The organism is Pseudorhodoferax sp. Leaf274 (assembly GCF_001422445.1).
In the GTDB taxonomy this organism is placed as follows: Bacteria; Pseudomonadota; Gammaproteobacteria; order Burkholderiales; family Burkholderiaceae_C; genus Pseudorhodoferax.
In genome coordinates, this window is record NZ_LMNA01000030.1 from 37147 (window position 1) to 62870 (window position 25724).

27 protein-coding genes are annotated in these 25724 nt (G+C 69.5%); 9 read left to right on the top strand and 18 right to left on the bottom strand.

Features of this window, described 5'->3' with window-relative positions:
* Positions 1-27 precede the first annotated feature (27 nt).
* Together ASF44_RS27000 and ASF44_RS27005 are read right to left on the bottom strand one after the other, a co-directional pair.
* Positions 28-810 (bottom strand): oxepin-CoA hydrolase, alternative type, encoded by a 783-nt coding sequence (locus ASF44_RS27000; protein ID WP_056902378.1) that lies wholly within the window; start codon positions 808-810, stop codon positions 28-30.
* Positions 811-823: 13 nt separating this feature from the next.
* Entirely contained in the window at positions 824-2344 is a 1521-nt protein-coding gene (locus tag ASF44_RS27005) for a 3-hydroxyacyl-CoA dehydrogenase (RefSeq protein WP_056902379.1), read from the bottom strand.
* A 62-nt stretch (positions 2345-2406) separates the two neighbouring features.
* Here ASF44_RS27005 and ASF44_RS27010 point away from each other — a divergent pair, with 62 nt between their 5' ends.
* Positions 2407-4623 (top strand): hypothetical protein, encoded by a 2217-nt coding sequence (locus ASF44_RS27010; protein WP_156374725.1) that lies wholly within the window; start codon positions 2407-2409, stop codon positions 4621-4623.
* Between the two features lie 25 nt (positions 4624-4648).
* Here the strand turns inward: ASF44_RS27010 and ASF44_RS27015 are convergent, their stop codons facing one another.
* The 3 genes from ASF44_RS27015 to lexA all read right to left on the bottom strand — a co-directional run bounded on the left by ASF44_RS27015 (position 4649) and on the right by lexA (position 6866).
* Positions 4649-5656: a D-2-hydroxyacid dehydrogenase family protein gene (locus tag ASF44_RS27015; protein WP_056902381.1), complete on the bottom strand. Its 1008-nt coding sequence runs from the start codon at positions 5654-5656 to the stop codon at positions 4649-4651.
* Positions 5657-5739: 83 nt separating this feature from the next.
* Positions 5740-6051 (bottom strand): hypothetical protein, encoded by a 312-nt coding sequence (locus tag ASF44_RS27020; RefSeq protein WP_156374726.1) that lies wholly within the window; start codon positions 6049-6051, stop codon positions 5740-5742.
* 125 nt (positions 6052-6176) lie between these two features.
* Positions 6177-6866, bottom strand: coding sequence for a transcriptional repressor LexA (gene lexA / locus ASF44_RS27025; RefSeq protein WP_056902383.1), 690 nt, complete (start codon positions 6864-6866; stop codon positions 6177-6179).
* Between the two features lie 107 nt (positions 6867-6973).
* Between lexA and ASF44_RS27030 the strand changes: the two genes are divergently transcribed.
* On the top strand, positions 6974-7939 hold the full coding sequence (locus ASF44_RS27030; protein WP_056902384.1) for an asparaginase: 966 nt from the start codon (positions 6974-6976) through the stop codon (positions 7937-7939).
* Position 7940: 1 nt separating this feature from the next.
* Here the strand turns inward: ASF44_RS27030 and adk are convergent, their stop codons facing one another.
* From adk to ASF44_RS27060, 6 genes are all read right to left on the bottom strand, one after another.
* Positions 7941-8597, bottom strand: coding sequence for an adenylate kinase (gene adk / locus ASF44_RS27035; protein WP_056902385.1), 657 nt, complete (start codon positions 8595-8597; stop codon positions 7941-7943).
* Positions 8598-8721: 124 nt separating this feature from the next.
* Positions 8722-9474, bottom strand: coding sequence for a 3-deoxy-manno-octulosonate cytidylyltransferase (kdsB, locus tag ASF44_RS27040; RefSeq protein WP_056903023.1), 753 nt, complete (start codon positions 9472-9474; stop codon positions 8722-8724).
* 29 nt (positions 9475-9503) lie between these two features.
* Positions 9504-9686, bottom strand: a complete 183-nt coding sequence (locus tag ASF44_RS27045) for a Trm112 family protein (protein WP_056673586.1) — start codon at positions 9684-9686, stop codon at positions 9504-9506.
* Between the two features lie 30 nt (positions 9687-9716).
* On the bottom strand, positions 9717-10712 hold the full coding sequence (lpxK, locus tag ASF44_RS27050; protein WP_056902386.1) for a tetraacyldisaccharide 4'-kinase: 996 nt from the start codon (positions 10710-10712) through the stop codon (positions 9717-9719).
* An 18-nt stretch (positions 10713-10730) separates the two neighbouring features.
* Positions 10731-11153 carry a biopolymer transporter ExbD gene (locus ASF44_RS27055; RefSeq protein WP_056902387.1) on the bottom strand — a complete coding sequence of 141 codons (423 nt, stop codon included), beginning with the start codon at positions 11151-11153 and terminating at the stop codon, positions 10731-10733.
* Positions 11150-11785: a MotA/TolQ/ExbB proton channel family protein gene (locus ASF44_RS27060; protein ID WP_056902388.1), complete on the bottom strand. Its 636-nt coding sequence runs from the start codon at positions 11783-11785 to the stop codon at positions 11150-11152. Before ASF44_RS27060 ends, ASF44_RS27055 begins: the two co-directional genes overlap by 4 nt.
* A gap of 347 nt (positions 11786-12132) precedes the next feature.
* On the opposite strand from ASF44_RS27060, the gene xseA reads away from it, so the two are divergent.
* Both xseA and ASF44_RS27070 read left to right on the top strand, forming a co-directional pair.
* A complete protein-coding gene (xseA, locus tag ASF44_RS27065) occupies positions 12133-13434 on the top strand; it encodes an exodeoxyribonuclease VII large subunit (protein WP_056903024.1) in 1302 nt (433 codons plus the stop codon).
* Between the two features lie 63 nt (positions 13435-13497).
* Positions 13498-14079, top strand: coding sequence for a superoxide dismutase (locus ASF44_RS27070; RefSeq protein WP_056902389.1), 582 nt, complete (start codon positions 13498-13500; stop codon positions 14077-14079).
* Positions 14080-14140: 61 nt separating this feature from the next.
* On the opposite strand, the gene ASF44_RS31340 is transcribed toward ASF44_RS27070, so the two are convergent.
* Positions 14141-14299 (bottom strand): DUF3309 family protein, encoded by a 159-nt coding sequence (locus ASF44_RS31340; protein WP_200930667.1) that lies wholly within the window; start codon positions 14297-14299, stop codon positions 14141-14143.
* Positions 14300-14466: 167 nt separating this feature from the next.
* On the opposite strand from ASF44_RS31340, the gene ASF44_RS27075 reads away from it, so the two are divergent.
* The gene (locus tag ASF44_RS27075; protein WP_056902390.1) at positions 14467-15438 is read left to right on the top strand and encodes a tripartite tricarboxylate transporter substrate binding protein; all 972 of its coding nucleotides are present in this window, start codon (positions 14467-14469) and stop codon (positions 15436-15438) included.
* Here the strand turns inward: ASF44_RS27075 and ASF44_RS27080 are convergent, their stop codons facing one another.
* Genes ASF44_RS27080 through lptF form a run of 5 tightly spaced genes read right to left on the bottom strand, consistent with a single transcriptional unit; the run spans position 15439 to position 20183 of the window.
* Positions 15439-16605: a pyridoxal phosphate-dependent aminotransferase gene (locus ASF44_RS27080; protein WP_056903025.1), complete on the bottom strand. Its 1167-nt coding sequence runs from the start codon at positions 16603-16605 to the stop codon at positions 15439-15441.
* A gap of 28 nt (positions 16606-16633) precedes the next feature.
* Positions 16634-17575, bottom strand: coding sequence for a CysB family HTH-type transcriptional regulator (locus ASF44_RS27085; RefSeq protein ID WP_056902391.1), 942 nt, complete (start codon positions 17573-17575; stop codon positions 16634-16636).
* A gap of 42 nt (positions 17576-17617) precedes the next feature.
* Positions 17618-17974 (bottom strand): sirohydrochlorin chelatase, encoded by a 357-nt coding sequence (locus ASF44_RS27090; protein WP_056902392.1) that lies wholly within the window; start codon positions 17972-17974, stop codon positions 17618-17620.
* Positions 17971-19071, bottom strand: coding sequence for an LPS export ABC transporter permease LptG (gene lptG, locus ASF44_RS27095; protein ID WP_056902393.1), 1101 nt, complete (start codon positions 19069-19071; stop codon positions 17971-17973). The genes ASF44_RS27090 and lptG overlap by 4 nt, the downstream gene beginning before the upstream one ends.
* Positions 19068-20183, bottom strand: coding sequence for an LPS export ABC transporter permease LptF (lptF, locus tag ASF44_RS27100; RefSeq protein ID WP_056902394.1), 1116 nt, complete (start codon positions 20181-20183; stop codon positions 19068-19070). Before lptF ends, lptG begins: the two co-directional genes overlap by 4 nt.
* A gap of 24 nt (positions 20184-20207) precedes the next feature.
* On the opposite strand from lptF, the gene ASF44_RS27105 reads away from it, so the two are divergent.
* The 4 genes from ASF44_RS27105 (at position 20208) to ASF44_RS27120 (ending at position 23842) form a co-directional block, all read left to right on the top strand.
* Entirely contained in the window at positions 20208-21701 is a 1494-nt protein-coding gene (locus ASF44_RS27105) for a leucyl aminopeptidase (protein ID WP_056902395.1), read from the top strand.
* A gap of 22 nt (positions 21702-21723) precedes the next feature.
* Positions 21724-22152: a DNA polymerase III subunit chi gene (locus ASF44_RS27110; RefSeq protein WP_056902396.1), complete on the top strand. Its 429-nt coding sequence runs from the start codon at positions 21724-21726 to the stop codon at positions 22150-22152.
* A gap of 7 nt (positions 22153-22159) precedes the next feature.
* The gene (locus ASF44_RS27115; RefSeq protein ID WP_056902397.1) at positions 22160-22534 is read left to right on the top strand and encodes a hypothetical protein; all 375 of its coding nucleotides are present in this window, start codon (positions 22160-22162) and stop codon (positions 22532-22534) included.
* A 105-nt stretch (positions 22535-22639) separates the two neighbouring features.
* Complete coding sequence (locus ASF44_RS27120) at positions 22640-23842, top strand: branched-chain amino acid ABC transporter substrate-binding protein (RefSeq protein WP_056902398.1); 1203 nt, start codon at positions 22640-22642, stop codon at positions 23840-23842.
* Between the two features lie 55 nt (positions 23843-23897).
* Here the strand turns inward: ASF44_RS27120 and mnmC are convergent, their stop codons facing one another.
* Positions 23898-25721: an FAD-dependent 5-carboxymethylaminomethyl-2-thiouridine(34) oxidoreductase MnmC gene (gene mnmC / locus ASF44_RS27125; protein WP_056902399.1), complete on the bottom strand. Its 1824-nt coding sequence runs from the start codon at positions 25719-25721 to the stop codon at positions 23898-23900.
* Between the last annotated feature and the right edge of the window lie 3 nt (positions 25722-25724).

Sequence of the window (25724 nt, forward strand, 5' to 3'; positions counted from 1 at the left end):
GACTGCGGCCCGGCGGCCGGGCTGGGCTCAGGTCAGCGGTGCCGCGCCGCGCTGTTCACGGAACGCGGCGATGGCCGCGCCCGTATCTGCGTGGTGCAGGTTGGCGACGAAGCGGTCGCGCTCGTGCGCCAGTTGCTCGGGCAGCGTGGCGGCCTCGGCGAGGGCCAGCAACTCCTTGCCGCTGGCCACGGCATGCGGCGCAAGCGCGTTGATCTGCCCGGCCAGGGCGAGGGCTTCATGCAGCGCCGTGCCCGGGCCGCAGACGCGGTTGACCACGCCCAGCGCGTGCAGCCGCTCGGCGTTCACGCGCGTGCCCAGCATCAGCAGTTCGCCGGCCAACTGGCGTGGCAGTGCCCGCGCCAGGCTCCAGCTCGCGCCCGCATCGGGCGACAGGCCCAGCGCGCTGCCTGCCAGCGCGAACTGCGCGTTGCGCGCGGCGACGATGAAGTCGCAGGCCAGGGCCAGCGCGAAGCCGGCATCGGCGGCCACGCCCTCGACGGCGGCGACCACGGGCTTGGGGAAGCTGCGGATGGCCTCGATCCAGCTGTGCAGGCCTTCGGTCAGCGCGACCTGGTGCGACGCGCTCTCGCGGCGGCTGGCCTGCAGCTGCTCCAGGTCGTGGCCCACGCTGAACACGGCGCCGGCGCCGGCGATGACCACGCTGGCCACCTCGTTGCTGGATTCGGCCACGTTCAGGGCCTCGACGCCGGCGGCCCAGATGTCCGGCCCCAGGGCGTTGTGGCGCTCCGGATGCGACAGGGTGAGCACCATGGTCGCGCCATGGCGGGTGCTGAGCAGGGCGGCGGGCATGGGGCGGGTGGCTTCAGGTTTCTTCGTGCAGCAGGGACAGGCCGATCGCACCGCGGCGCCGCAGCCAGGGGCTGGGGCGGTAGCGCGCATCGCCGTAGACGGTCTGCAGGTTGAACAGCACTTCCAGTATGTTGGTCGGGCCGCAGCGGTCTCCCAGCGCCAGGGGGCCGGCGGGATAGCCCAGGCCCAGCGTGACGGCCAGTTCCAGGTCGCGCGGCGTGCAGATGGACTGCTGGCAGATGTCGGCCGCGATGTTGACGATGGTGGCCACCACGCGCTGGGTGACGAAGCCGCCACTGTCGCGCACCACGCTGACGGCCTTGCCGTCGCGTGCAAACAACGCGTGCGCGGCATCGCGCATGTCGACGCGCGTGGCCGGGTTTGTTGCCAGGACGCGACGCTTGGTCGCGGCATCGTCGAGCAGCATGTCGATGCCGATGGTGCGTGCGGGATCCAGGCGCTCGACCACGGCGACGGTGGTGATGTCGAAACCCAGCGGCGCGACCAGGGTCAGCGCTTCCATCGAGGGCGACTGGCCGGTCTCGATGCGGGCGCCCAGGTCCTTGAGCAGCTGGAACAGCTCGGCCCGGCGTGCGGCGCGCGGCGACACCCACACCGGCGGAATCTGGTCGACCTGCGGCACCGGCGGTTCGGCCGGCACCTGCGCCACGCCGTCGACATAGCGGTAGAAGCCCTCGCCGACCTTGCGGCCGACCACGCCGCCGGCCACACGCTGGGCCGCCAGCGCACTGGGGCGGTAGCGCGGCTCGTCGTAGTACTGCCGGTAAATGGACTCCATGACCGGGTGTGAAACGTCCAGCCCGGTCAGGTCCATCAATTCGAAGGGCCCCAGCTTGAAGCCGACCTGGTCCTTGAGGATGCGGTCGATGGTGGCGAAATCGGCGACCGATTCGCTGACGATGCGCAGTGCTTCCGTGCCGTAGCCGCGCCCGGCATGGTTGACGATGAAGCCAGGCGTGTCGGCCGCCTGCACGGGCGTGTGGCCCATGGCACGCGCGAACTGGGTCAGGCCGGCGCAGACGGCGGCATCCGTCTTGAGCCCGGCGATGACCTCGACCACCTTCATGAGCGGCACGGGGTTGAAGAAGTGGTAGCCGGCGAAACGCCCGGGATGCTGGAGCGCCGCGGCAATGGCCGTGATCGACAGCGAGGAGGTGTTGCTGGCCAGCACCGCGTCCGGCCGCACGATGGTTTCGAGTTCTGCGAACAGGCGCTGCTTCACGTCCAGCCGCTCGACGACCGCCTCGATGACCAGATCACAGTCGGCCAGATCGGCCAGCGCCGCTACCTCGGTCAGGGCTTCGCGCTGCGCATGGAGCGCCGGTGTGTCCAACCGGCCTTTTTCGTGCAGCTTGGCCCACTGTGCATACACGGCTTCCCGGGCCTTGGCGGCGGCGCCCGGCGCCACGTCGAAGAGTTTGACGGTACTACCTGCTTGTGCTGCAATTTGGCCGATTCCGCGGCCCATTGCGCCGGCGCCGACCACGCCGACAACGCGATATGCTGTGTCCATCGATCAATTATGACGTGCCGATCCGAGTGGTATGGTGCGCAAATGATTCATACGCACTCACTGTGAAACTACAACACAAGCTGGTGGGGCTGGGGCTGCTGGGGGTGGCTGTCGGCAGTTCGGCATTGAGTCTGGGCCGCGCACGCGGCAACGTGGTTCTGGGCCAGCCGTTGAGCCTGGCAGTGGAAGTCCGGGTCGACCAGCCGGAAGACGCCACGGTGCAGTGTTTCCGTGTCGAGGTGTTCCATGGCGACACGCTGATCGAGTCCTCGCGCGTGCGGCTGGTCATGCAGGCGCCGGCGGCCGGCGCGCAGGAGGCGGTGCTGCGCATCCGCTCCAGCGCCGTCATCGACGAACCTGTCGTGGGTCTCGTGTTGCACGCGCTGTGCGGCCAGGGGGGCTCTCGGCGCTATGACTTCCTGCCCGAGTTTCCGGCCGAGTTGAAGGCAGCGGCAGGGCCGGTGGACCTGTCCAGGACGGCGCCCGCACCGTCGGCGGCAGCGCCACCTGTTGCTGCTGCACCACTGCCTCCGGTCGAAGCCGTGCGGCCTGCGCCCGCGCCGGCACCGCCGCGTGCAGCCGCCGCGCCGGCGCCGCGTCCGCCCCAACGCCAGGCGCCGGCGCGTCCGCCGGCCAAGGCCACTGCGCCAAAGGCGGCCCCCGCGCCTGCGCCACGGCCCGCCGAACCCAGGCCGCAGGCGGCTGCATCGGCCCCCGCGGTCGCCGCGGCTGGTGCGCCCCGGTTGACGCTGGATGCTCCGGCAGGCCCCGTCGCCGGCATGCAGCCCAGCCCGGCCCTGAATTCGCAGATCGTCGACGATGCGGCGCAGCGCGAAGCCGTTGCCGCCATGTGGCGTGCCTTGCGGACCACGCCGGAAGAGATCGTCCGTGACAAGCAGCGCCTGGAGGCCCTGGAAGCGCAGCAGGCGGTGCAGAGCAAACAGGCGGCAGAGCCCAGCGCGGCCGAACGCGAACTGCGGGCCCGGCTCGAGCGTGCGGAGCGCCGGCTGGACGAAGCGGAGAGCGGCCGCGTCGACATCCTGCTCGTCTACGGCCTGCTGGCCCTGTTGGTGCTGATGGTCGGCCTGGCCGCGTACTTCTGGCAGCGTGCCCGCCATGCTGCACTGGCTGCCGCGCACTGGAGTGGCGATGCCGCGCCGCCCGTCGTGGTGGCTGTGCCGGAGCCGTCGCCTGTCGCGCCACCTGCGGTGACGCGCCCGCCCGTGGTGTCCAGGCCATCGCTGGCCGATGAGTTCCTGGACAGCGAGCCCGCTTCTGCGCTCGGCATCGGGCGCCCGTCGACGGTGGACACCGGCGCCGTGGCCGCCGCGGTGTTCGCGCACGACCGTGCCTTGCCGGTGGACGCCTCGCGGCCGGTGCGTCCGGACGAGTTCGTCGACGTGCAGCAACATGCCGACTTCTTCGTCTCGCTGGGCCAGTACGAACAGGCCATCGAGGTGCTGCAGCAGCACCTGGACGAGCACCAGGACATGAGCCCGCTGGCCTTCCTGGAACTGTTCGGCATCTACCACCAGCAGGGCCGCAAGGACGACTTCAATGCCTTGCGCGCGCGCTTCCAGCGCCGCTTTAACGCGCATGTGCCCAATTTCGCGGCCTTCGCGGACGAAGGCCTGGCCCTGGAGGACTATCCCGCAACGCTGCTCAGCATCGAGACGGTCTGGGGCCATGTGCGTGTGCTGGACACGATCGAAGCCAACCTGCTGCGCCATCCGGAAGATACCGGCCGCCCGCTGGACCTGGCGGCTTACCGCGATCTGCTGATGCTCTACGGCGTGGCGCAGGACGTCTTCGTCCCGGCCGGCGGCACACGTTCGCCTTCGGGTTTCGGCGTCATCGCGCCGCCGGAGTCCGTGGCTTCCACGGGCCGTGGGCTGGGCACCGGCCTGGCGGCGGCGGGCACGCCGCTGGCCGCCGCCGCTGCGGTGGATTCGATGCTGGAATTCGTGCCCGATTCCGGGGTGGCCCCATTGCCGACCACCCACGACGGCAGCGGCCTGGAACTGGACATCGATCTGTCGACGAGCAGCGGAGACATTGCCGCAGCACCGGCCCTGTCGCTGGTCGATATCGACATCGACCTGCCCTTGCTGGACGACGACGCGCTGGCCGAAGTGCCTGCGTCGGCGCCGACCCCGATCGCGCCTGCGGGCGATGTGCCGGCCAGGTCCGACAAGCCCGAGATCGACAGCGGGCTGATCGACTTCGACCTGTTCGACCCGAACACCGAAGCGCGCATCGCCCCCAAGTCCACCCGTTGATGCCGCGGGGCAGGGGCGGCGCCTTTCAGCGCCGCACTTGCAGCGAGCCCGGGTTGACGATGTTGGTGGGCGTGCCGCGGATGTAGTTCAGCACGTTGTCGAACGCCGCATTGAAGTACATCTCGTAGCTCTGCAGTTCCACATAACCAATGTGCGGCGTGCAGATGCAGTTCTCCAGGCGCAGCAAGGCATGGCCCTGCAGGATGGGCTCGCTTTCGAACACGTCGACGGCTGCCATGCCGGGGCGTCCGCGGTTCAGCCCGGCCAGCAGCGCATCGGGCTCGATGAGTTCGGCGCGCGAGGTGTTGACCAGCAGCGAAGTCGGCTTCATGCGCGCCAGATCGTCGAGCTTGACGATGCCGCGCGTCTCCTCGTTGAGCCGCAGGTGCAGCGAAAGCACGTCGCTGTTGGCGAACAGCTCGTCCTGGCTGGCCGCGATCTGGTGGCCGTCTGCCAGTGCCCGCTCGCACGAGCCGGCACGCCCCCAGACCAGCACACGCATGCCGAAGGCACGTGCATAGGTGCTGACGATCTGCCCAATGCGGCCGTAGCCGAAGATGCCCATGGTGCGTTCGCGCAGCACGGTGCCCAGGCCGAAATTGGGGGGCATGGACGCTGTCTTCATGCCGGACTGCTGCCAGGCGCCATGCTTGAGGTTGCCGATGTACTGGGGCAGGCGCCGGGTTGCGGCCATGATCAGCGCCCAGGTCAGCTCGGCAGGTGCGACAGGCGAGCCCACGCCTTCGGCCACGGCCACCCCACGTTCGGTGCAGGCGGCGACGTCGATGTGCGGGCCGACACGGCCGGTCTGGGCGATCAGCTTGAGCTTGGGGAGCTTTTCGATCAGCGCACGGTTCAGGTGGGTACGCTCGCGGATCAGCACGAGGATGTCGGCATCGCGCAGCCGGACCGACAACTGCCCCAGGCCCTTCACGGTGTTGGTGTAGACCTTGGCCGCATAGGGTTCGAGCTTGGCTGCGCAGTCGAGCTTGCGCACCGCATCCTGGTAGTCATCGAGGATCACAATGTTCATGCGGCCATTGTGCCTCGCGCCTCCATGGCGCCCGGGCCGCAGCGGGCAGGGAACCCGTTGCCGCCGCCGCTCTGCCTGCTGCTTCAGTGCCGTGCTGGCGCGGATTCGGCGGCGGCCAGCCGGTCGAGCTCGGCACACACATCGGCCATGCGGCCCGAGATGACCATGCGGCCTGCCGCGGCACGGGGCTGGTGCGGCTCGAACACACGCAGCACCCGCAGCGCCGGTGCCGGCCGCACGGAGGCCGGTGCCACATGCGAGGGGCTGCGGCGCAGCCGTTTGTTCAGGCGGGCGCTCAGGCGCGCGCCCAGGCGGTCCGCCAGCCGCGGGCCGAATTCTTCAAACCATTGCGGCAGCCGGGCCACGCGCACGGCGGTCAGCATTGCGATTCCCATTTCAAACTCCTTCCGTCCATCGGGCGGATTGGGGCAGGATTGGTTGAAAGGCACAGCACCAGGGTTGCCGCGCGCTGCGCGCGGCGGACGCCCGCCACCTGGCATTGTGCGAACAGCGGTGCGACCTACATCAGCATGGTGTTGCGGATCAGCCCCACGGCCAGGCCTTCGATCTCGAAGGGCTCGCCGGGCTCCACGAAGATGGTGGGGTAGTCGGGGTTTTCGGGGTGGAGCTCGATGCTGTCGGAGGTGCGCTTGTAGCGCTTGACCGTGACCTCGTCGCCAAGCCGGGCCACGACGATCTGGCCGTTCTTGGCGTCCTTGGTGGCACGCACCGCGAGCAGGTCGCCATCCATGATGCCGGCGTCGCGCATGGACATGCCACGCACGCGCAACAGGTAGTCGGGCTTGTGCTGGAACAGGCTGCTTTCCACGTAGTAGGTCTGGTCGACATGTTCCTGCGCCAGGATGGGCGAGCCAGCCGCCACACGGCCGACCAGCGGCAACGCCAGCTGCGCCAATTCCTGAAGGGGCAGGCTGAACTGCTTGCTGCGTCGCTCGTTGACCGAGCGCAGCATGTCGCTGCGCAGGCGGATGCCGCGCGAGGTGCCGCTCACGAGTTCGATGACGCCCTTGCGCGCCAGGGCTTGCAGATGCTCTTCTGCGGCATTGGCCGACTTGAAGCCCAGTTCGGCGGCGATTTCGGCACGGGTCGGCGGGGCGCCTGTGTTTGCGATGGCGGCCTGGATCAGTTCCAGAATCTGTTGCTGGCGCGCCGTGAGCTTGGCCGGGAAGGCAGGAGAGGCGTCTGACATGGCAGTTCCTTGTGCGTCTTGGTACAGCTACCCTGTAGGCTGGAGCGATGGACACAGTGGTCTGTGTAAATTTCCAGTACCTGTATTTTCAATCAGTTTCTACAAGCATGCAAGCATCTGAAGCATTTACCGGTTCATCGCGGCGCACGCTGCTCATCCTGGGTTCCGGCGGCACCATCGCGGGCCTGGCACCGCGCCCGGGCGACACGCTGGGCTACCAGGCGGCCCAGGTCGGGGTGGCGCAGTTGCTGGCGGGCTTCGACGCGCCGCCCGGATGCGAGCTGCAGGTCGAGCAGGTCGCCCAGATCGACAGCAAGGACATGGACGCCGCGGTGTGGCTGCAGCTCGCGCGACGCTGCGCCGAGGGTCTGGCGCACGCGCATGTGCAGGGGATCGTGATCACCCACGGCACCGACACGCTGGAGGAGACGGCGTACTTCCTGCAGGCGGTGCTGGCGCCGTCCAGGCCGGTGGTGCTCGCCTGCGCGATGCGGCCTGCCAATGCGGCCATGCCGGACGGCCCGCAGAACCTTCGCGATGCGCTGGCCGTCGCGGCGCAGCCGGGCGCGCGCGGTGTCGTGGCCGTCTGCGCCGGTGTGGTCCATGGGGCGGCCGACGTGCGCAAGGTCCACAGCTACAGGCTGGACGCGTTCGGCTCGGGCGATGCCGGGCCGCTGGGCTATGTGGAGGCGGGCGCCTTGCGCCAGTTGCGCGCTTGGCCGCAGGCGGCGCCGGACCCCGGTCTGCTGGGGCGGCTGCCGGCGCAGCCACAGGCTTGGCCCCGCGTCGAGCTCGTGTTCAGCCATGCAGGCGCGAGCGGCGCCAGCGTCGATGCGCTGGTGCGCGATGGCGTGCAGGGACTGGTGGTCGCCGCGACCGGCAACGGCAGCGTGCACCATGCACTGGAGGCCGCCTTGCTGCGTGCGCAGGCCGCGGGCGTGCGGGTGCTGCGCGCCAGCCGTTGCGACCAGGGTCAGGTGATGGGGTTGCCTGGCGACGCGCTGCCCGGGGCCGGGGCGCTGTCGCCGGTCAAGGCGCGGATCCAGCTGCAGCTGGACCTGCTGGCGGCCTGAATCAGGCGGCCAGGGCCGCGAGCGCGCGCGCGGTGATCTCGTCGACGCTGCCGGTGCCGTCGATCTTGCGGTACTTGGGCGCGTTCGCCGGGTCGCCCTTGGCCCACTGCGTGTAGTAGTCGATCAAGGGGCGCGTCTGGGCGCTGTAGACGTCCAGGCGCTTGGTCACCGTGGCTTCGCTGTCGTCCTCGCGCTGCACCAGCGGCTCGCCGGTCGCATCGTCCAGGCCTTCGGCCTTGGGTGGGTTGAAGCGGATGTGGTAGACGCGGCCCGATGCCGGATGCGTGCGGCGGCCGCTCATGCGTTCGATGATGGCGTCGAAGGGCACGTCGATCTCGAGCACGTAGTCCAGCTTCACGCCGGCGGCCTTCATGGCATCGGCCTGGGGAATCGTGCGCGGGAAGCCGTCGAACAGGAAGCCCTTGGCGCAATCGGGCTGGGTGATGCGTTCCTTGACCAGGCCGATGATGATGTCGTCGCTGACCAACGCGCCGGAATCCATGACCGATTTGGCCTGCAAGCCCAGCGGCGTGCCGGCCTTGACGGCAGCGCGCAGCATGTCGCCGGTGGAAATCTGGGGAATCCCGAACTGCTTGCAGATGAACGTGGCTTGCGTGCCTTTGCCGGCGCCTGGCGCGCCCAACAGAATCAGTCTCATGGATGTCCTCGGATTGCTTGTAGATATTGGGCGGCAGCGCTGACGGCGCGCAGGCCGTCGCAGTGCTTTTCCGTCAAAGGATAGCATGCACTCCGGGGGCGTCAGTCCCCGGTGCAACAGTTCGTCAAAACAGCTTGCGGACCCGTTCCAGGTCTTGCGCCGTGTCCACGCCCGGCCCCGGCGCGTGCTCGGTCACATGCACCGCGATCTGGTGCCCGTGCCACATGGCGCGCAGCTGTTCGAGCGCCTCGCTCTGCTCGATCGGCGCCTGCGCCAGCGCCGGGAAGCTGCGCAGGAAGCCGGCGCGGTACCCGTAGATGCCCACATGGCGCAGCGGCGCCGGTTGGGGCAGCGCGTTGACGCCGTCGGCGAAGCCATCGCGCCACCACGGGATGGGCGCACGGCTGAAGTACAGGGCCCGGCCGCGCGCATCGCACACCACCTTGACCACGTTGGGATTGCGCAGGTCCTCCACGCTGTCGATGGCATGGCCGGCCGTGCTCATGCTGGCTTCGGGATGCTCGTGCAGCAGGGCGGCCACGGCGTCGATCAGCGGCGGCGCGATCAGCGGCTCGTCGCCCTGCACGTTGACGACGAGGTCGTCGCCGTCCAGGCCCAGCAGCGCGCAGGCTTCGGCCAGCCGGTCGCTGCCCGACGCGTGGTCGTCGCGCGTGAGGATGGCCTCCACGCCGTGGGCGGCGCAGGCCTGCATGATCTTCTCGCTGTCGCAGGCGACGACGGTGCGTGCAGCCTGCGAGCGCATGGCGCGCTGTGCCACGCGCACCACCATGGGCGCGTCGCCCAGCGCCGCGAGTGGCTTGTTGGGCAGGCGTGTGGAGGCCAGGCGTGCCGGAATCAATACCGTGAAGGTGCGCATCGCAGCACCTTGGGGCGGCGCGGCGTTGCTCACAGCCCCAGTTCCTCGTCGCTCAGCGTGCGCGCCTCGTTCTCCAGCAGGATGGGAATGCCGTCGCGCACGGGGTAGGCCAGCCGCGCGCTGCGCGACACCAGTTCCTGGCGTTCGCGCTCGTACTGCAGCGGGCCCTTGGTCACGGGGCAGACCAGCAGTTCCAGAAGCTTGCTGTCCATGGATGAAGAGGTGGAAGGATCGAAAGGGCGCTATGGTACCTGCGGTGTTCCGAGCGCCGCGAGCCGGGCGTCCAGCACCTGCCAGGCGCCGGCCTCGAGCTCCACCTGCAGCGGCACGGCCCAGGCGCCGGGGTGTTGCGCCCACAGCTTGACGGCATCCTTTTCGGTGCAGAGCCAGACAGCCGGCGCCCCGGGCGGCGGCTGCCAGCCCTGGAAATCCTGGTGGTCGGCCAGCGGCAGTTCATGGATCCGGTGCAGGCCGGCCGCGCGCAGCATGGTGAAGAAACGCTCGGGCCGGGCGATGCCGGCCAGCGCCAGCACCGGCGTATCTGCCAGTTCGGCCAGCGCCAGGCGCTGGCCGTCGGCCCGCCGCGCGTGCGCCGCAAGCAGGCGGCGTGCGCGAAAGCCTGCGAACGCCGGCCGCTCGCCGCTGTGCAGCACGAGGTCGGCGGGCCGCGGCCAGGGTTCGCGCAGCGGGCCGGCCGGCAGCAGCCAGCCATTGCCGGTGCCGCGGTCGTCGAACACGCAGACTTCCAGGTCGCGCGCCAGTGCCAGGTGCTGCAGGCCGTCGTCGCAGACCAGCACATTGGTCTCGGGATGGCGTGCCAGCAGTGCCTGGCCGGCCTCGGCCCGGCGCGCCGCGACGAACACCGGCACGCCGCAGTGGCGCCGGATCAGCGCGGGCTCGTCGCCGACCTCTGCGGCGGGGCTGCCGGGCAGCACCTCGCGGCAGTCGGTCGTGCTGCGTCCGTAGCCGCGCGACAGCACGCCCACCTGCCAGCCCTGCGCCTGCAGGCGCTCGACCAGCGCCATGGTCACCGGCGTCTTGCCCGAGCCGCCGGCCACCACGTTGCCGACCACCAGCACCGGTACCGGCAGGCGCGTGCTGCGCCGCAGTCCGGTGCGGTAGAGCAGGCGGCGCAGGCCGGTCACCGCGCCGTAAAGCAGCGACAGCGGCCACAGCGGCCAGGCCCACACGCGCGACATCCACAGCCGCGGCAGCAGCGCAGAGAGCCAGCCACGCATGGGTCGTGCCGGCCGGCCTCAGCGCCCGCTGGCCGACCGCTGCGTGGCGAAGGTGAGCTGCTGCAAGCCGGCGCGGCGCGCCGCGTCTATGGCCGTGATGACAGCCTGGTGCGGCGTGCTGGCATCGGCGCTGATCACGACGATGGGGTCCTGCACACCCTTGGTGGCGCCCAGCAGCGCCTGCACCAGCGCTTCCACGCTGCGGCCGTCCAGCGGCTGCCGATCAATGGCATAGCGGCCGTCCGCGGCGATGGCCACCACCACCTCGCGCGGGCGCTCGCGCTGCGCTTCGGCGTTGGCCAGCGGCAGGCGGATCTGCAGTTCGGCGTACTTGCTGTAGGTGGTGGACAGCATCAGGAAGATCAGCACGACCAGCAGCACGTCGATGAACGGGATCAGGTTGATCTCGGGCTCCTCCGCCCCGCGGCGACGGAAGTTCATGCGCTCTTGCGCAGGCCGTTCAGGTGGCGCGCGAAGCGCTCGCCCGACAGTTCCAGCGTCAGCAGGTAGCCGTCGACGCGGGCGCGGAAGTAGCGCCAGAAGATCAGCGAGGGGATGGCCACGATCAGCCCGAACGCGGTGTTGTACAGCGCGATCGAGATGCCCTGCGCCAGCTGCGCGGGGTTGCCGGCTGCACCGCCGGTGGCGCCGGGTTGCGAGCCGAAGATCTCGATCATGCCGATCACCGTGCCCAGGAGCCCCAGCAGCGGCGCTGCCGAAGCGATGGTGGCCAGCGCCGTCAGGTACTTCTCGAGCCGGTGCGCGACCGCGCGGCCGGTGTTCTCGATGCTGGCCCGCAGGTCGTCCTCGGAACAGCGCGGATTGCTGCTCAGCGCCCGCAGGCCGCTGGCCAGCACCTCGCCCAGCGCCGAATCCTGCGCCAGCTGCGTCACGATGCCCGGCTCGGGCACCGATTTCTGCGACACCGTGATCGCCTCGTCCAGCAGCCGCGGCGGCACGATGCGGCGGGCGTTCAGGTTGATGAAGCGTTCGATGACCAGGGCCAGCGCGAGAACCGAGCACGCAATCAGGGGCCAGATGGGCCAACCGGCGGCTTGTATGATCGAAAACAAGAGCAAATCTCCCCTGGCAATGGAACGCTGCGCGGATTATGGCGCAGTGTTTTCGGGCTTCTCGCCGCACTGCCCATGCCAGCGCCGTCTGTCGGCGTCCGTCGGACGGTACCCACAGGAGATGTGGATAACTTTGTGAAGAACTCGCTTCGCAGCGCGCCAAACCCAGCACTGGCGCGGCTCTTTGACACTTTGATTAAAACGCGGGCACAAAAAATCTCAATGAAATCAATGCATTGCTACATGGGTGCTGGACGGATCGGGTGTTCCCAGGGGCGGGAAGCACCTGGGCACGGCGCTGTGGAGTATTCGTCCGCCGAATGCTGTGGTGCAGCAAGGGCCAGCGCATGCATGCGCCGCTGATGCCTGCAACGGCGCCGTTTGTCTGGCAGGTCGGGGCGCTGTGCCGCGCCATTGCTGGGGCCCTGGAGCAGAAATTCAATCCCGTCGCGGTCCGTGGCGAGATTTCGGGCTTCTCGCGCGCATCCAGCGGGCACTGCTACTTCCAGATCAAGGATGGGCAAGGCCAGATCCGCTGTGCGATGTTCCGCCGCGCGGCCGCGCTGGTCGATTTTTCGCCGCGCGATGGCGACCTGGTGGAATTGCGCGGCCGCCTGTCGGTGTACGAGGCGCGGGGCGACCTGCAACTGGTGGTCGAGAGCCTGCAGCGCGCCGGCGCCGGCGCGCTCATGGAGCAGTTCCTGCGCCTGAAGGCAAGGCTGGAGTCGGAGGGCCTGTTCGACCCGGCCCGCAAACGCCCGCTGCCGGCCCTGCCGCGCGGCATCGGTCTCGTGACCTCGCCGGGAGCGGCGGCGCTGCACGACGTCGTCACCGCGCTCCGGCGCCGCCTGCCGCATGTGCCGGTGCTGCTGGCGCCCGCCCTGGTGCAGGGGGCCGACGCACCGGCCGACCTGGTGCGTGCGCTGCAGCGCCTGTACGGCCACGCACGCGCCGGCAGCGGCACGCCGGTCGACCTGATCCTGCTGGTGCGGGGCGGCGGTTCGGTCGAAGACCTCTGGGCCTTCAACGACGAGGCGCTGGCCCGCTGCATCGTGCAGAGCCCGGTGCCGCTGGTCAGCGGTGTCGGCCACGAGACCGACTTCAGCATCGCCGACTTCGTGGCCGACCTGCGCGCACCAACGCCCACGGCCGCCGCGGAACTGGCCGCGCAGCCGCGCGAAGTGTGGCTGGCCGTGCTGGACGGCATGGCCGCGCGCCTGCACGACGCCGCCACGCGTAGCCTGGATGCGCGCGCCCAGCGGCTGGACCAGGCCGCCGCACGGCTCGGCCGCCCGTCCCAGGGCGCCGGCCGCCAGCGCCTGCACCTGGCGCAGCTCGCCCAGCGCATGCAGCATGGCGTGGCCACGCAACTGGCGCAGCGGCGCCACCGGCTCGATGTGCAGCAGCCGCGGCTGGATGCCGCCTTGCAGGGCCGCGTGCAGCGCGCGCGCAGCGCGCTGGCGCATGCGGGCCGCGGCCTGGAGTTGCTGGACCCGCGCGTGGTGCTGCAGCGCGGCTACGCCTGGCTCACGGACGCGGCCGGCGGCACCGTCACCAGCGTCGCGCAACTGCCGCAGGGCGCCACCGTGCGCGCCACCCTTGCCGACGGCGAGGCCGATCTGCAGGTGCGCAAGACCGGTCGCGTTTAATTCCTACAATGCCGCGTCCCCAGAGACCCCATCATTTCTCCAACCCACCCACGAGGAAAGAACATGGAACACAAGCTGCCTGAACTGCCGTATGCCATCGATGCGCTGGCGCCCCACTACTCCAAGGAAACCCTGGAGTACCACCACGGCAAGCACCACAACGCCTATGTCGTGAACCTGAACAACCTGCAGAAGGGCACGGAGTTCGAGAACCTGACGCTCGAGGAAATCGTCAAGAAGTCCAGCGGCGGCATCTACAACAACGCCGCCCAGATCTGGAACCACACCTTCTTCTGGAACTGCATGAAGCCGGCCGGCGGTGGCGAGCCCAGCGGCAAGCTGATGGAGGCCATCAACGCCAAGTGGGGCAGCTACGCCGCGTTCAAGGAAGCCTTCGTCAAGTCGGCCGTGGGCAACTTCGGCTCGGGCTGGACCTGGCTCGTCAAGAAGGCCGACGGTTCGGTCGACATCGTCAACACCGGCGCCGCCGGCACGCCGCTGACCACCGCCGACAAGGCGCTGCTGACGGTCGACGTCTGGGAACATGCCTACTACATCGACTACCGCAACCTGCGTCCCAAGTTCGTCGAGACCTTCCTCGACAAGCTCGTGAACTGGGAGTTCGCACAAGCCAACTTCGGCTGATCGGCACCAGCCGGCCACAAAAAAGCCCCGCGACCGCGGGGCTTTTTGCTGGGTCATGCCGTCAGATGCGTCCCATCAGCAGCAGGACCACGATGACGATCACGACCAGGCCCAGGCCGCCGCTCGGGTAATAGCCCCAGCTGCGGCTGTGCGGCCACGAGGGCAAGGCCCCGATCAGCAGCAGGATCAGCACGATCAACAGAATGGTCGACAGGGTCATGGCCGTTCCCTCTATGGGATGTTGTGGTGCTGCGATGGTCTCCCGGTGCCGCGCCGCCGTCCGCCGGTCCGCGACGCGACACACGGTGAGGGTTTTCCTACGGTAGGCGCGCAGGCTTCGTCCCTACAGTGCGGCGACCTTCCACACTCCGACCGAGGACTGCACCCATGACCGACCGCCGCCTGTTCCTGGCCCGCTCTGCCGGCGCACTGGCCGCCGTGGCCGCACCTGCCGTGCTGCGTGCGCAGGCCTATCCGGCGCGGCCGATCCGCTACATCTGCCCCTGGCCCGCGGGCGGCTCCACCGATGCCGTGATCCGTTCCCTCGCCGACAGCGCGGGCCGCATCCTGGGCACCAGCGTCATCGTGGACAACAAGCCAGGTGCCGGCGGCACGCTGGGCGCGCTCGAGCTCGTCAATGCCAAGCCCGATGGCTATGTGGTGTCGCAGCTGCCGCACGGCGTGTTCCGGATCCCGCACATGCAGAAGGTGTCGTTCGACGTGCTCAGGGACTTCACCTGGATCGCCTGCCTCACGGGCTACACCTTCGGGCTGGTGGTGCCGGCCACGTCGCCGATCAAGTCGATCCAGGACTACGTGGCCTACGCCAAGGCCAACCCGGGCAGGATGACCTACGGCCACACCGGCGCCGGCACCAGCCCGCACCTGGCGATGGAAGAGTTCGCGCAGCGCGCCGGCATCCAGCTCGTGCACGTGCCGTTCAAGGGCAATGCCGACAACATGCAGGCGGTGCTGGGCGAGCACGTGATGTCGGCCAGCGATGCCACGGGCTGGGGGCCGCATGTGGAGGCCGGCAAGCTGCGCCTCCTGGCCACCTACGGCAGCAAGCGCACCAAGCGCTGGCCGAACGTGCCCACGCTCGACGAGCTGGGCTACCAGACGGTGTCGGATTCGCCCTTCGGCGTGTGCGGCCCCAAGGGCATGGACCCGGCCGTGGTGCGCGTGCTGCACGATGCGTTCCGCAAAACGCTGGACGACCCGGCCGTGCTGGCCACCTTCGACAAGTTCGACCAGACCGTCATCTACAAGAACACCGAGGACTACACGCGCTTTGCGCGCGAGAGCTTCGCGTCGGAGAAGGCCACGATCGAGCGGCTCGGCCTGGCGGCCAAGACCTGATCAGAGCCTGGCCAACCGGTCCAGGGCGGTGCGCAGCGTCGCGTCTTCCTTGGCGTAGCAAAAGCGCACCACGCGCTGGTCGAAGCCGTCGGCGTAGAAGGCCGACAGCGGGATCGCGGCCACGCCGATCTCGTTCGTGAGCCACTTGCAGAACTCGGCCTCGGGCAGGTCGCTGACGTCCGAGATGTCCACGCACTGGAAGAAGCTGCCCTCGCTGGGCAGCAGCTTGAAGCGCGTCTTGGCCTGCAGCCCTTCGCGGAACAGGTCGCGCTTGGCCTGGTAAAAGGCCGGCAGCGCCAGGTAGTGCCGCGGCTCGGCCATGTAGCGCGCCAGCCCGTGCTGCACGGGCGTGTTGACCGTGAACACGTTGAACTGGTGCACCTTGCGGAACTCGGCCGTCAAGGCAGCCGGCGCCGCCACCACGCCCACCTTCCAGCCCGTCACGTGGTAGGTCTTGCCGAAGCTGGACACCACGAAGGCGCGCGCCGCCAGGCCCGGGAAGCGCGCCGCGCTCTCGTGGGCGCGGCCGTCGTAGACCATGTGCTCGTAGACCTCGTCGCTGATCAGGAACACGTCTGTCGGTGCGAGCAGGTCTTGCAGCCGCTGCATGTCCTCGGCCGACCAGATCGTGGCACTCGGGTTGTGCGGCGAGTTGACAAGGATCGCGCGCGTGCGCGGGGAAAGGGCCGCGGCAATTTTGTCGAAATCGGGCCGGAACGTGCCCGGCACCAACGGCACGCGCACCACCGTGCCGCCGGCCAGTTCGATGTTCGGGATGTAGCTGTCGTAGCAGGGTTCCAGCACGATGACCTCGTCGCCGGGCCGCACGATGGCCAGGATCGCGGTCAGGATCGCCTGCGTGGCGCCGGCCGTGATGGTGATCTCGTCCTGCGCGCTGTAGCGCTTGCCGTGCAGCGCTTCGATCTTGGCCGCCACAGCCTCGCGCAGCTGCAGCACGCCGGCCATGGGCGGGTACTGGTTCAGGCCCTCGCGCATGGCCCGGTCGACGGCGTCGACCAGCAGCGGGTCGCAGGCGAAATCAGGGAAGCCCTGGCCAAGGTTCACCGCGTTCTTCTCGGTCGCAAGCGCCGACATGACGGTGAAGATGGTGGTGCCCACCTTGGGCAGCTTGCTCTGGATCGTGGGGGTGCGGGGTGCGATCGGCATGGCGATGGGCAAAGAGAGGGAAGGGGGGTCAGAGCTCGTAGTCGTTGGCCTGGCCGGACATCGCCCGGGCCACCAGGTTGCGGTCCAGCCGGTCGCTCAGCAGCTCGGCGAAACGGTAGACGAAGTTGCGCAGGTAGGCACCGCGCTTGAAGGCGACGCGCGCCACGTTCATGCCGAACAGCTGGCCCATGGGGCGCGACACCAGTTCGCTGCCCGGGTCGTCGCGCACCGCCATCTCGGCCACGATGCCCAGGCCCAGGCCCAGCCGCACATAGGTCTTGATGACGTCGGAGTCGATCGCCTCCAGGGCAATGCGCGGCGTCAAATGGCGCTGCGCGAAGGCATGGTCCACGCGGGTGCGGCCCGTGAACGAGGGGTGGTAGGTGATGATGGGCTCGGCCGCGATGTCTTCCAGCGTCAGCCGCTCCTTGGCCGCCAGCGGGTGCTCCTTGGGCAGCACCAGCACGTGCTGCCACTCATAGCAGGGCAGGGTCAGCAGCTCGGTGTAATTCGACAGCGATTCGGTGGCGATGCCGATCTCGGCCACCTCGTCGATCAGCATGCGCGCCACCTGGTCGGGCGCGCCCTGGTGCAGGCTCACGTTGACCTTGGGGTAGGCCTCGCGCAGCCTGGCCACGGGCACCGGCAGCACATAGCGCGCCTGCGTGTGGGTGGTGGCGATCGACAGCGTGCCGCTGTCTTCCGCGCTGAACTGCTCGCCGATGCGCTTGAGGTTGCCCACCTCGCGCATGATCAGCTCGATGCTGCGCAGCACGTGCTGGCCGGGTTCGGTGATGCGCTTCAGGCGCTTGCCATGCCGCGCAAAGATCTCGATGCCGAGTTCCTCTTCCAGTTCGATGATGGCCTTGGACACCCCGGGCTGCGAGGTGTGCAGGGCCTTGGCCGCTTCGGTGAGGTTGAGGTTGCGGCGCGCGGCTTCCTGGACAAAACGGAACTGGTGCAAATTCATAATGATTTCGCCTAACGACGAAAATCATTATGCCGCAATCATCTATAGAGTCGCCAATTGGGCGAACAGGTCAAGTGCGCCCGGGTGCTCACCCACGGGCGGCAACACCTGAATGCTGAGATGGGGGCAGCGTTCCTGCAGTACATGCACCAAAGCGGGGAGATCCTCGCGCGCATGTCGGCCCATGCCCAGGAACATGGGCAGCACGCGCAACTCGGTCACGCCCAGTTCCACGAGCTCGGCGGTGGCGGTGGCGAAATCGGGCGCGCACAGTTCCAGATAAGCACAGCGCACCGCGGGCGCATCGGCTTGCGCCGCGATGCGCGCGGCCACGGCCTCGATGGGCTGGCGCCACGCCGCGTCGCGCGAACCATGGCCGAACAGCACGATGCCCTTCATCGCCGCAGCACCAGCCAGCCGAACGCACCGAGCGACACGGCGCTGTAGATCAGCCCCGGTGCCGCCGCTGTCAGCCACGGCTGCCAGTTCTGCAGGTTGCCGATGTAGCCGAACACGTTGTTGAGCAAGAAGAAGCTGATGCCGGCCATGACGCCGCCGAACACGTAGCCGGCGATGCCGGTGTTGCGGAAGTGCAGGTAGGCGAAGGGCAGGGCCAGCACCACCATCACCACGCAGCTGATCGGATAGAACACCTTGCGCCAGAACTCGATCTCGAAGCGCTGGGCCGATTGCTGGTTCGCGTTCAGGTGCTGGATGTACTGGAACAGGTCGATGGTGCGCATGCGGTCGGGCTTGAGCAGCGCCGTGGTGACCATCTCGTAGGTGATGCCAGTGGGCCACTGCAGCGTGGGCACGCGCTCGCGCTGCACGCTGGCCTCGTCGCCGACGTGCCGGTACACGGTGCGCTGCACGCCGTCCAGTTCCCAGGCGCCGCTCGCGAAGCGGGCGCCCGTGGCCTGCACAGTCGAGCGCAGCGTGTTGCTGCCGTCGAACTCGAAGATCCGGACGCCCTGCATCTGCCCTTCCGGGGTCAGCGCCGCGACGTTGACCGCGTAGGAGTGTTCGCGCTGGCCTTCCTTGAGCCACGCGCCGGTCTGGCCGATCGTGATGCGGCCCTGGTAGCGCGCCTTCAGCAACTGCGCGGTGCGGTCGGCCGCCGGCGCCAGGTAGTCGCCCACGGCGAAGGTCAGCAGCACGAAGCCCAGGCCCAGTGCCACCAGCGTGCCGAGCGCGCGCCAGGGCCCCAGGCCGCTGGTGCGCAGGATGGTGTATTCGGAGCTCTGCGCAAAGCGTGCCATCACGAAGATGGTGCCGATCAGCAGCGTGATCGGCAGCAGCTCGTAGAGATGGTTGGGCACCAGCAGCGTCACGTACAGCAGCGCATGCGTCAGCTGGTAGCCGGACGCACCGTACTTGCCGATGTCCGACAGCTCGTCGACGAAGTCGAAGAAGAAGAACAGCGCCAGAAAGCCCAGCGTGACGAAGGCCACGGCTGTCAGCTGCTCGCGGTAGATCAGGCGGCGGATGGTCTTCATGTGGCTTGCGCAGGGTCGGGCAGGGCGCGGCCGCGGCGCAGCCAGGCGCGCAGGCTGAAGCGGTGGTGCCGCTGCGCCAGCGCCAGCAGGCCCAGCAGCAGCACGCCGCCATGCACCAGCACGACGAAGGTGGCAAAGCCGATGCGCCCGCTGGCGATCCAGTTCTGCCCCAGGTTGATCAGGTTGTAGTAGACGACGAAGGCGAACAGCGACAGCACCAGGTTGCCGCTGCGTGCCGAGCGCGGGTTGCCGCTGGACAGCACCAGCGACAGCAGCAGGAAGTTGAAGGCCGCGATCGCAAAGCCGATGCGCCAGGACAGCTCGGCCTGGTTCGCGGGCGTGGGCTCGGCCAGCAGCGCCATGGTGGACAGCGTGCGCGGGTTCACGCGCTGCGCGCCGCCGGCCTTGCTGTCGCCGATGCGCGTGCCGTACTCCTGGAATTCGCTGATGCGCAGCGACTCCTTGCCAGCGGTGGTCTCCAGCCGCTGCCCGTCGGTCAGCAGCACGAAGCGGTCGTCACCGCGGATCTCGGTGCGGGCCGAACGGGCCGAGGTCACCGACTCCTTGTTCGCATCCTGCGCCGACATGAACACGTTGTTCACGTTCATCGCGTCGGGCGAATCCTTGTCGACGAAGAACACGCGGCTGCCGTCGGCCGACTCCTGGAACTGGCCCGGCGTCACGCGTTCCACGTCGCTGCGCTGCTCGAAGCGCGTGCGCAGTTCCTGGATCTGCTGGTTCGACCAGGGCCACACCACCAGCGCCATGCTCGCCACCACCAGCAGCATCGGCCAGGCGAAGCGCAGCAGCGGCACGAACAGCCGCGCCGGGCCCTGGCCCGAGGTGAACCAGATCACCATCTCGCTGTCACGGTACATGCGCGACAACGTGGCCACGCAGGCGACGAACAGGCTCAGCGTGAGGATGGTGGGCAGGTGGCCGAGGATGGTGTAGCCCAGCACCTGCAGCACGTCCGAAGGATTCACGCGCCCGCGCGAGGCCAGCCGCAGCGTGCTGATGAGCAGCATGGTCATCACGATGGTGATGAGGGCGACGAAGGTCGCGCCGAAGCCCCTGGCCAACTCCTTGCGTAGGGAGGAATGGAATAACATCGCCAGCCGAAAAAAGGCTGGATTATGAACTTCGAACTCAAGTCCCTCGACGCTGCGGGCTGTGCCGGCGCCAAGTGCGATGCACTGCTGGTATTGGTGCCCGAAGCACCCGTCGCGGGGACGGACGCACTGTCCGGCTGGATCGCGCAGGCACGCAAGGCCGGCGACCTGGACGGCAAGCCGGGCAAGGCCCTGGCCCTGTACCAGCCGCAGGGCGTGGCCGCCACGCGATTGGTGCTGTCCGCCAGCGGCGACGGCAGTGCGCGCGCCGTGCGCCAGGCCGTGCTGGCCGGCATGGCCACGCTGCGCCAGGCCAAGCGCCTGGTGCTGTGCTGCGCCGGTCCCTGGACCGAGGCGGCGCTGCGCGCGGCCATCGCCGCCGTGGCCGATGCAAGCTATGTCTACACCGCGACCAAGTCCAAGGCCGAGCCGCGCAAGCTGGCCCAGGTCGTCGTGGCCGTGGCCGAGGTGGCCAAGGCCCGCGCTGCGTTCGACCAGGCGGTGGGCCTGGTGGCCGGCGTGGAGTTCGCCAAGGAATGGGGCAACCGGCCCGGCAACCACGCCACGCCCACGCTGATCGCGAACGCGGCCAAGTCGCTGGCGCGCCACAACGGCATCACCTGCGAGGTGCTGGGCCCGCGCGAGGTCGCCAAGCTGGGCATGGGCAGCTTCATGGCCGTGGCCCAGGGTTCCGAGGAACCGCTGCGCTTGGCCGTGCTGCGCTACAACGGCGCGGCGCGCGGCGTGGCGCCCACGGTGCTGGTCGGCAAGGGCATCAGCTTCGACACCGGCGGCATCTCCATCAAGCCCGCTGGCGAGATGGACGAGATGAAGTTCGACATGTGCGGCGCTGCCAGCGTGCTGGGCGTGTTCCGCGCGCTGGCCGAGATCCAGCCCGCCATCAACGTGGTCGGCCTGATCGTCAGCTGCGAGAACATGCCCGACGGCCGCGCCATCAAGCCCGGCGACGTGGTCACCAGCATGAGCGGGCAGACCATCGAGATCCTCAACACCGACGCCGAGGGCCGCCTGGTGCTGTGCGATGCGCTGACCTATGCCGAACGCTTCAAGCCCGCGGCCATCGTCGACATCGCCACGCTGACGGGCGCCTGCGTCGTCGCGCTGGGCGGCGTGCGCAGCGGCCTGTTCTCCAACGACGAGGCGCTGGCCACCGCGCTGCTGGAGGCCGGCGAGAGCGCGCTCGACCCGTGCTGGCGCCTGCCGCTCGACGACGACTACGCCGATGGCCTGAAGACCAACTTTGCCGACGTCGCCAACGTGGCGGGGCGCGCGGGCGGTGCGGTCACGGCCGCCAAGTTCCTGCAGCGCTTCGTCGGCACACGGCCCTGGGCGCACCTGGACATCGCCGGCACCGCCTGGAAGGGTGGTGCCGCCAAGGGGTCGACGGGCCGGCCGGTGGGCCTGCTGCTGGCCTACCTGCTGGGCCAGGCCGCGGCGGCCACGAGCGCTGCGCCCAAGGCCAAGGCCCCTGCCCGCAGGCGCAGCGTCAAGGCCTGATGCGCCGGCGCGGCCAGCGGGCATGACCGAGATCGCCTTCCACTTCAACGCCCCGGACAAGCTGGCCTACGCCTGCCGGCTGCTGCGCAAAGCCGTGGCCGGCGGTGCGCGCGCCGTCGTCAGCGGCCCGGACGACATGCTCGCCCGGCTCGACCAGCAGCTCTGGACCTTCTCTGCGCTGGACTTCGTGCCGCATTGCATGGCGGGCAGTCCGGCGCGCGTGCTGGCCGCCTCGCCGGTGGTGCTGGCCGTGGACGTGCTGCAGGCACCCGCGCTGCCGGTGCTCGTGAACCTGGGCGACCTGGTTCCGGCCGGCTTCGAGCGTTTCGAGCGCCTGATCGAGGTGGTTGCCAACGACGAGGACGACCGCGCCCTGGCGCGCGGGCGCTGGAAGCACTATGTGGCGCGCGGCTACGCCATCGTGCGGCACGACCTGGAACTCAAGGAGTGATGCGGCCATGAACGATGCGCCCCGCGTGCCGCCGCGCTACGTGCCGGTGCTGACCGAAGTCGTCGGCGCCGCGGCGCGCGTGGAGCCGGTTCCCGTCGCGGTGCCGGCCCCCGCGCCGGTGGTTGCCGGTGCGCCGGTGCCGGCCCGCGCCCCGGTGGCTGCGCTGCCCAGCGCGGAGGCGCTCGAAGACCAGCTGCTGCACCGTGTCATGCAGCGCGTGGACGTCGCGCTGGAGCAGCAGCTGCACGACGCGGTGGCCAGCATGGTGCTGCAGCACACGCACGCGCTGGTGCCGCGGCTGCGCGAGGAGATCGAGTTCGTCGTACGGCAGGCGGTTGCCGAGGCCGTGGCGGCCGAACTGGCCCAGCGCCCCCCTGCGTGAAACCCCTAGTGGCGTTTCTGCCGACCGGCTCGGCTGGGCCCGTAAATTGCATACCGGTCGATGTATAAACCTGTTCTCTCGTTTTTCCCTGTTTGGAGGATTCTTATGCAGTTGAAATGGACCGCTGTTGCCCTGGCCGCCATGGTGCTCGTCGCGTGCGGCAAGAAGGAAGAACCGGCGCCAGCGCCCGCATCTGCGCCAGCCGCTGCAGCCCCCGCTGCCGCACCCGCCGGTGAGACCATCACCGTCAAGATCGGCCACGTCGGTCCCACCAGCGGTCCCATCGCCCACCTGGGCAAGGACAACGAGCTGGGCGCCCGCATGGCCATCGAAGAACTCAATGCCGCCGGCTTCAAGATCGGCGACAAGGTGGCCAAGTTCGAACTGCTGGCCGAAGACGATGCCGCCGATCCCAAGCAGGGCACCTCGGTCGCCCAGAAGCTCGTGGACAGCAAGGTCCAGGGCGTGGTCGGCCACCTGAACTCGGGCACCACCATCCCGGCCTCCAAGATCTACAGCGACGCGGGCATTCCGCAGATCTCGCCGTCCGCCACCAACCCCAAGTACACGCGCCAGGGCTTCAAGACCGCCTTCCGCGTGGTGGCCGACGATGTGCACCTGGGCAGCACACTGGGCAAGTACGCCGTGGGCGAGCTGGCCGGCAAGTCCGTCGCCGTGATCGACGACCGCACGGCCTATGGCCAGGGCGTGGCCGAGGAATTCGAGAAGGCCGTCAAGGCCGCCAACGGCAACCTGATCGGCCACGAGTTCACGACCGACAAGTCCACCGACTTCAACGCCATCCTGACCAAGCTCAAGGGCGCTAAGCCCGATGTGCTGTTCTACGGCGGCATGGACGCCGTGGCCGGCCCGATGCTGCGCCAGGCCAAGCAACTGGGCCTGACGGTCAAGTTCATGGGCGGCGACGGCATCTGCACGAACGAGCTGTCCAAGCTGGCGGGCGACGCGATGGCCGACGGCCAGGTCGTGTGCGCCGAGGCCGGCGGTGTGGACGGCGACCTCAAGCCGGGCCTGGACAAGTTCAAGGCCGACTTCCAGGCCAAGTACAACGTCGACGTGAAGCTGTACGCGCCTTACGTGTACGACGCCGTGAAGGTCATCGCCACGGCCATGCAGAAGGCCGGTTCGCCCGAGCCGGAGAAGTACCTGCCCGAGCTCGCGAAGATCGAATACAAGGGCATCACCGGCAACATCGCCTTCGACGAGAAGGGCGACATCAAGAACGGCGCGCTGACGCTGTACACCTACAAGGGTGGCCAGCGCGAGCAACTCGCCGTGGTGCGCTGATCGCAGCCTGCCACGCCAACGACAAGGGGCCTTCGGGCCCCTTGTCTTTTGGTGCTCACGCCGTCCGCAGCCGCCGCGGGTCGAGCGCCGCCACCAGGCGGGCCGGCAATGGCAGGGGTTCGCCGTGCAGGCGCGCGGCCAGCAGTTCGGCGGCCAGTGGCGCAAGCGTGAGGCCGCGCGCGCCCAGCGCGGTCAGCACCCACAGGCCGGGAGCCCAGGGGCCGGCCAGCGGCAGCCGGTCCGGCGAGGCGCAGCGCACGCCGGCCCAGGCGGCGGGCGCAGGGCCCTGGGCGATGGCCTGCGCAGTTGCGGGCAGCAAGGCCTGCAGCCGTTCGAGGTTGTAGCGCTGGTCGGTCTCGCGCAGGTCGGTGGCGGTGTCGCCCCGCTCGAAGCTGGAGCCGCTGAGCCAGAGCGGTCCCTGCGCACCCGGCACGGCCGGGATGAAGTGGCCGTGGCCATTGACCGGCATGGCCGGCAGGGGCAGCGCAGGCGGGCAGGGCCCCAGGCTGACCTGTCCGCGCACGTTCTGCAGCGCGTCCAGTTCCAGCAATGCCGCACTGCCGATGCCGGCCGTCACCACCAGCAGGGGCGTGCTGTGCAGTTCCCGGCCGTCGGCATCGCGCAGCGACCAGCCCTGGGGCGTGGCCTGCACCGTGGTGGTGCGGCAGCCGCCGCGAAAGCGGATTGCCGGATGCGCGAGCAGCGCCTGCACCAGCCGGGCCGGGCGCACCCAGCCGGCCACCGCATGCCATTGCGCGGGTGCGTCCGCGGGCAGGCCCGCGGCCTGCAACTGCGCCGCATCGGCGGCTGCGCTGAACGCATCGCCCGGCGCGGTCGGCGTCCGCGCGCCGCGCATGCGGCGCTCCAGCACGCCGCTCAGCGCGTAGTCGCTGTCCGCTTGCAGCAGCGCCTGCAGCAGGTCGGCCGTGCAGCGTGCGCCCGCGCGCGACAACTGCGTGGGCAGGGTGTCGTTGGCGGCGTCGTGTGGCGAGAACAGGCCCACGGGCAGGCCGGAGGCGCCGGCCGCAGGGGCTTGGCCTGCATCCAGCACCTGGACCTGCCAGCCACGCTCGGCCAGCTGGCGCGCCACGCTGGCGCCGGCCAGGCCCGCGCCCAGGACCGTGCAGTGGCCAGGCACGGCGGGCAGGGCATCGTCGTCGTGCCAGGGCTGCGGGCGCTGCCTGGGCGTCCACGCGGGCGCATAGCTGGCTTCCAGCCGGTCGCGCTTGGGCGGCACCCCGGCCACGCGCTGCACCGTGAAGCCGCACTGCGCCAGGCTGTCGCGCACGGCGCGCGCGATGGTCCAGGTGGCCAGCCGCGTGCCGGCGCGGCAGCAGCGCGCCACGGCCTTGAGCGTGTCCAGGCTCCAGATGCCGGGGTTGCACGCGGGGCTGAAGCCGTCGAGGAACACGCTGTCGGCCGGGCACACCAGTTCGCGCAGCATGGGCTGGGCTTCGCCGATGGCCAGCGTCAGCAGCACGCGGCCCCGGTCCAGCCGCAGCCGGTGCACACCGGGCCGCAGGCCCCAGCATTGCGCGGCGAGCTCGTCGGCCAGGGGCTGCAGTTCCGGGAAGGCGTGCGCGCTGCGGCGCAGGTCGTCGGCCGAAGCGGGGTAGGCCTCGACCGAGACGAAGTGCAGCCGTGCGGGCCGCTGCGGATCGGAGCGCCAGGCGGCCCACGCCACCAGGAAGTTCAGGCCCAGGCCGAAGCCGGTCTCCAGGATGGTCCAGTGCGCCCGTCCGGCCCAGGCCTGCGGCAGGCCGCAGCCCTGCAGGAACACGCCGCGCGCCTGCGCCAGGCCCGCCTCGGAGCGGTAGCGGTCACCGAAGCGCGGGTTGTAGGGAGCGCCATCGGCGAGCCACTCGATGGGCTCGGCCATGGG

Excerpts from the sequence above, each read along its gene's own strand:
- kdsB (WP_056903023.1), bottom strand. The coding sequence starts at position 9,474 with ATGCGCACCTTCACGGTATTGATTCCGGCACGCCTGGCCTCCACACGC.
- ASF44_RS27080 (WP_056903025.1), bottom strand. The coding sequence starts at position 16,605 with ATGCCGATCGCACCCCGCACCCCCACGATCCAGAGCAAGCTGCCCAAG.
- ASF44_RS27005 (WP_056902379.1), bottom strand. The coding sequence starts at position 2,344 with ATGGACACAGCATATCGCGTTGTCGGCGTGGTCGGCGCCGGCGCAATG.
- ASF44_RS27115 (WP_056902397.1), top strand. The coding sequence starts at position 22,160 with ATGAACGATGCGCCCCGCGTGCCGCCGCGCTACGTGCCGGTGCTGACC.
- ASF44_RS27070 (WP_056902389.1), top strand. The coding sequence starts at position 13,498 with ATGGAACACAAGCTGCCTGAACTGCCGTATGCCATCGATGCGCTGGCG.
- ASF44_RS27055 (WP_056902387.1), bottom strand. The coding sequence starts at position 11,153 with ATGAACTTCCGTCGCCGCGGGGCGGAGGAGCCCGAGATCAACCTGATC.
- mnmC (WP_056902399.1), bottom strand. The coding sequence starts at position 25,721 with ATGGCCGAGCCCATCGAGTGGCTCGCCGATGGCGCTCCCTACAACCCG.
- adk (WP_056902385.1), bottom strand. The coding sequence starts at position 8,597 with ATGAGACTGATTCTGTTGGGCGCGCCAGGCGCCGGCAAAGGCACGCAA.
- lptG (WP_056902393.1), bottom strand. The coding sequence starts at position 19,071 with ATGAAGACCATCCGCCGCCTGATCTACCGCGAGCAGCTGACAGCCGTG.
- ASF44_RS27045 (WP_056673586.1), bottom strand. The coding sequence starts at position 9,686 with ATGGACAGCAAGCTTCTGGAACTGCTGGTCTGCCCCGTGACCAAGGGC.
- lexA (WP_056902383.1), bottom strand. The coding sequence starts at position 6,866 with ATGTCAGACGCCTCTCCTGCCTTCCCGGCCAAGCTCACGGCGCGCCAG.
- ASF44_RS27110 (WP_056902396.1), top strand. The coding sequence starts at position 21,724 with ATGACCGAGATCGCCTTCCACTTCAACGCCCCGGACAAGCTGGCCTAC.
- lptF (WP_056902394.1), bottom strand. The coding sequence starts at position 20,183 with ATGTTATTCCATTCCTCCCTACGCAAGGAGTTGGCCAGGGGCTTCGGC.
- ASF44_RS27020 (WP_156374726.1), bottom strand. The coding sequence starts at position 6,051 with ATGGGAATCGCAATGCTGACCGCCGTGCGCGTGGCCCGGCTGCCGCAA.
- ASF44_RS27075 (WP_056902390.1), top strand. The coding sequence starts at position 14,467 with ATGACCGACCGCCGCCTGTTCCTGGCCCGCTCTGCCGGCGCACTGGCC.
- ASF44_RS27090 (WP_056902392.1), bottom strand. The coding sequence starts at position 17,974 with ATGAAGGGCATCGTGCTGTTCGGCCATGGTTCGCGCGACGCGGCGTGG.
- lpxK (WP_056902386.1), bottom strand. The coding sequence starts at position 10,712 with ATGCGTGGCTGGCTCTCTGCGCTGCTGCCGCGGCTGTGGATGTCGCGC.
- xseA (WP_056903024.1), top strand. The coding sequence starts at position 12,133 with ATGCATGCGCCGCTGATGCCTGCAACGGCGCCGTTTGTCTGGCAGGTC.
- ASF44_RS31340 (WP_200930667.1), bottom strand. The coding sequence starts at position 14,299 with ATGACCCTGTCGACCATTCTGTTGATCGTGCTGATCCTGCTGCTGATC.
- ASF44_RS27085 (WP_056902391.1), bottom strand. The coding sequence starts at position 17,575 with ATGAATTTGCACCAGTTCCGTTTTGTCCAGGAAGCCGCGCGCCGCAAC.
- ASF44_RS27105 (WP_056902395.1), top strand. The coding sequence starts at position 20,208 with ATGAACTTCGAACTCAAGTCCCTCGACGCTGCGGGCTGTGCCGGCGCC.
- ASF44_RS27120 (WP_056902398.1), top strand. The coding sequence starts at position 22,640 with ATGCAGTTGAAATGGACCGCTGTTGCCCTGGCCGCCATGGTGCTCGTC.
- ASF44_RS27000 (WP_056902378.1), bottom strand. The coding sequence starts at position 810 with ATGCCCGCCGCCCTGCTCAGCACCCGCCATGGCGCGACCATGGTGCTC.
- ASF44_RS27015 (WP_056902381.1), bottom strand. The coding sequence starts at position 5,656 with ATGAACATTGTGATCCTCGATGACTACCAGGATGCGGTGCGCAAGCTC.
- ASF44_RS27030 (WP_056902384.1), top strand. The coding sequence starts at position 6,974 with ATGCAAGCATCTGAAGCATTTACCGGTTCATCGCGGCGCACGCTGCTC.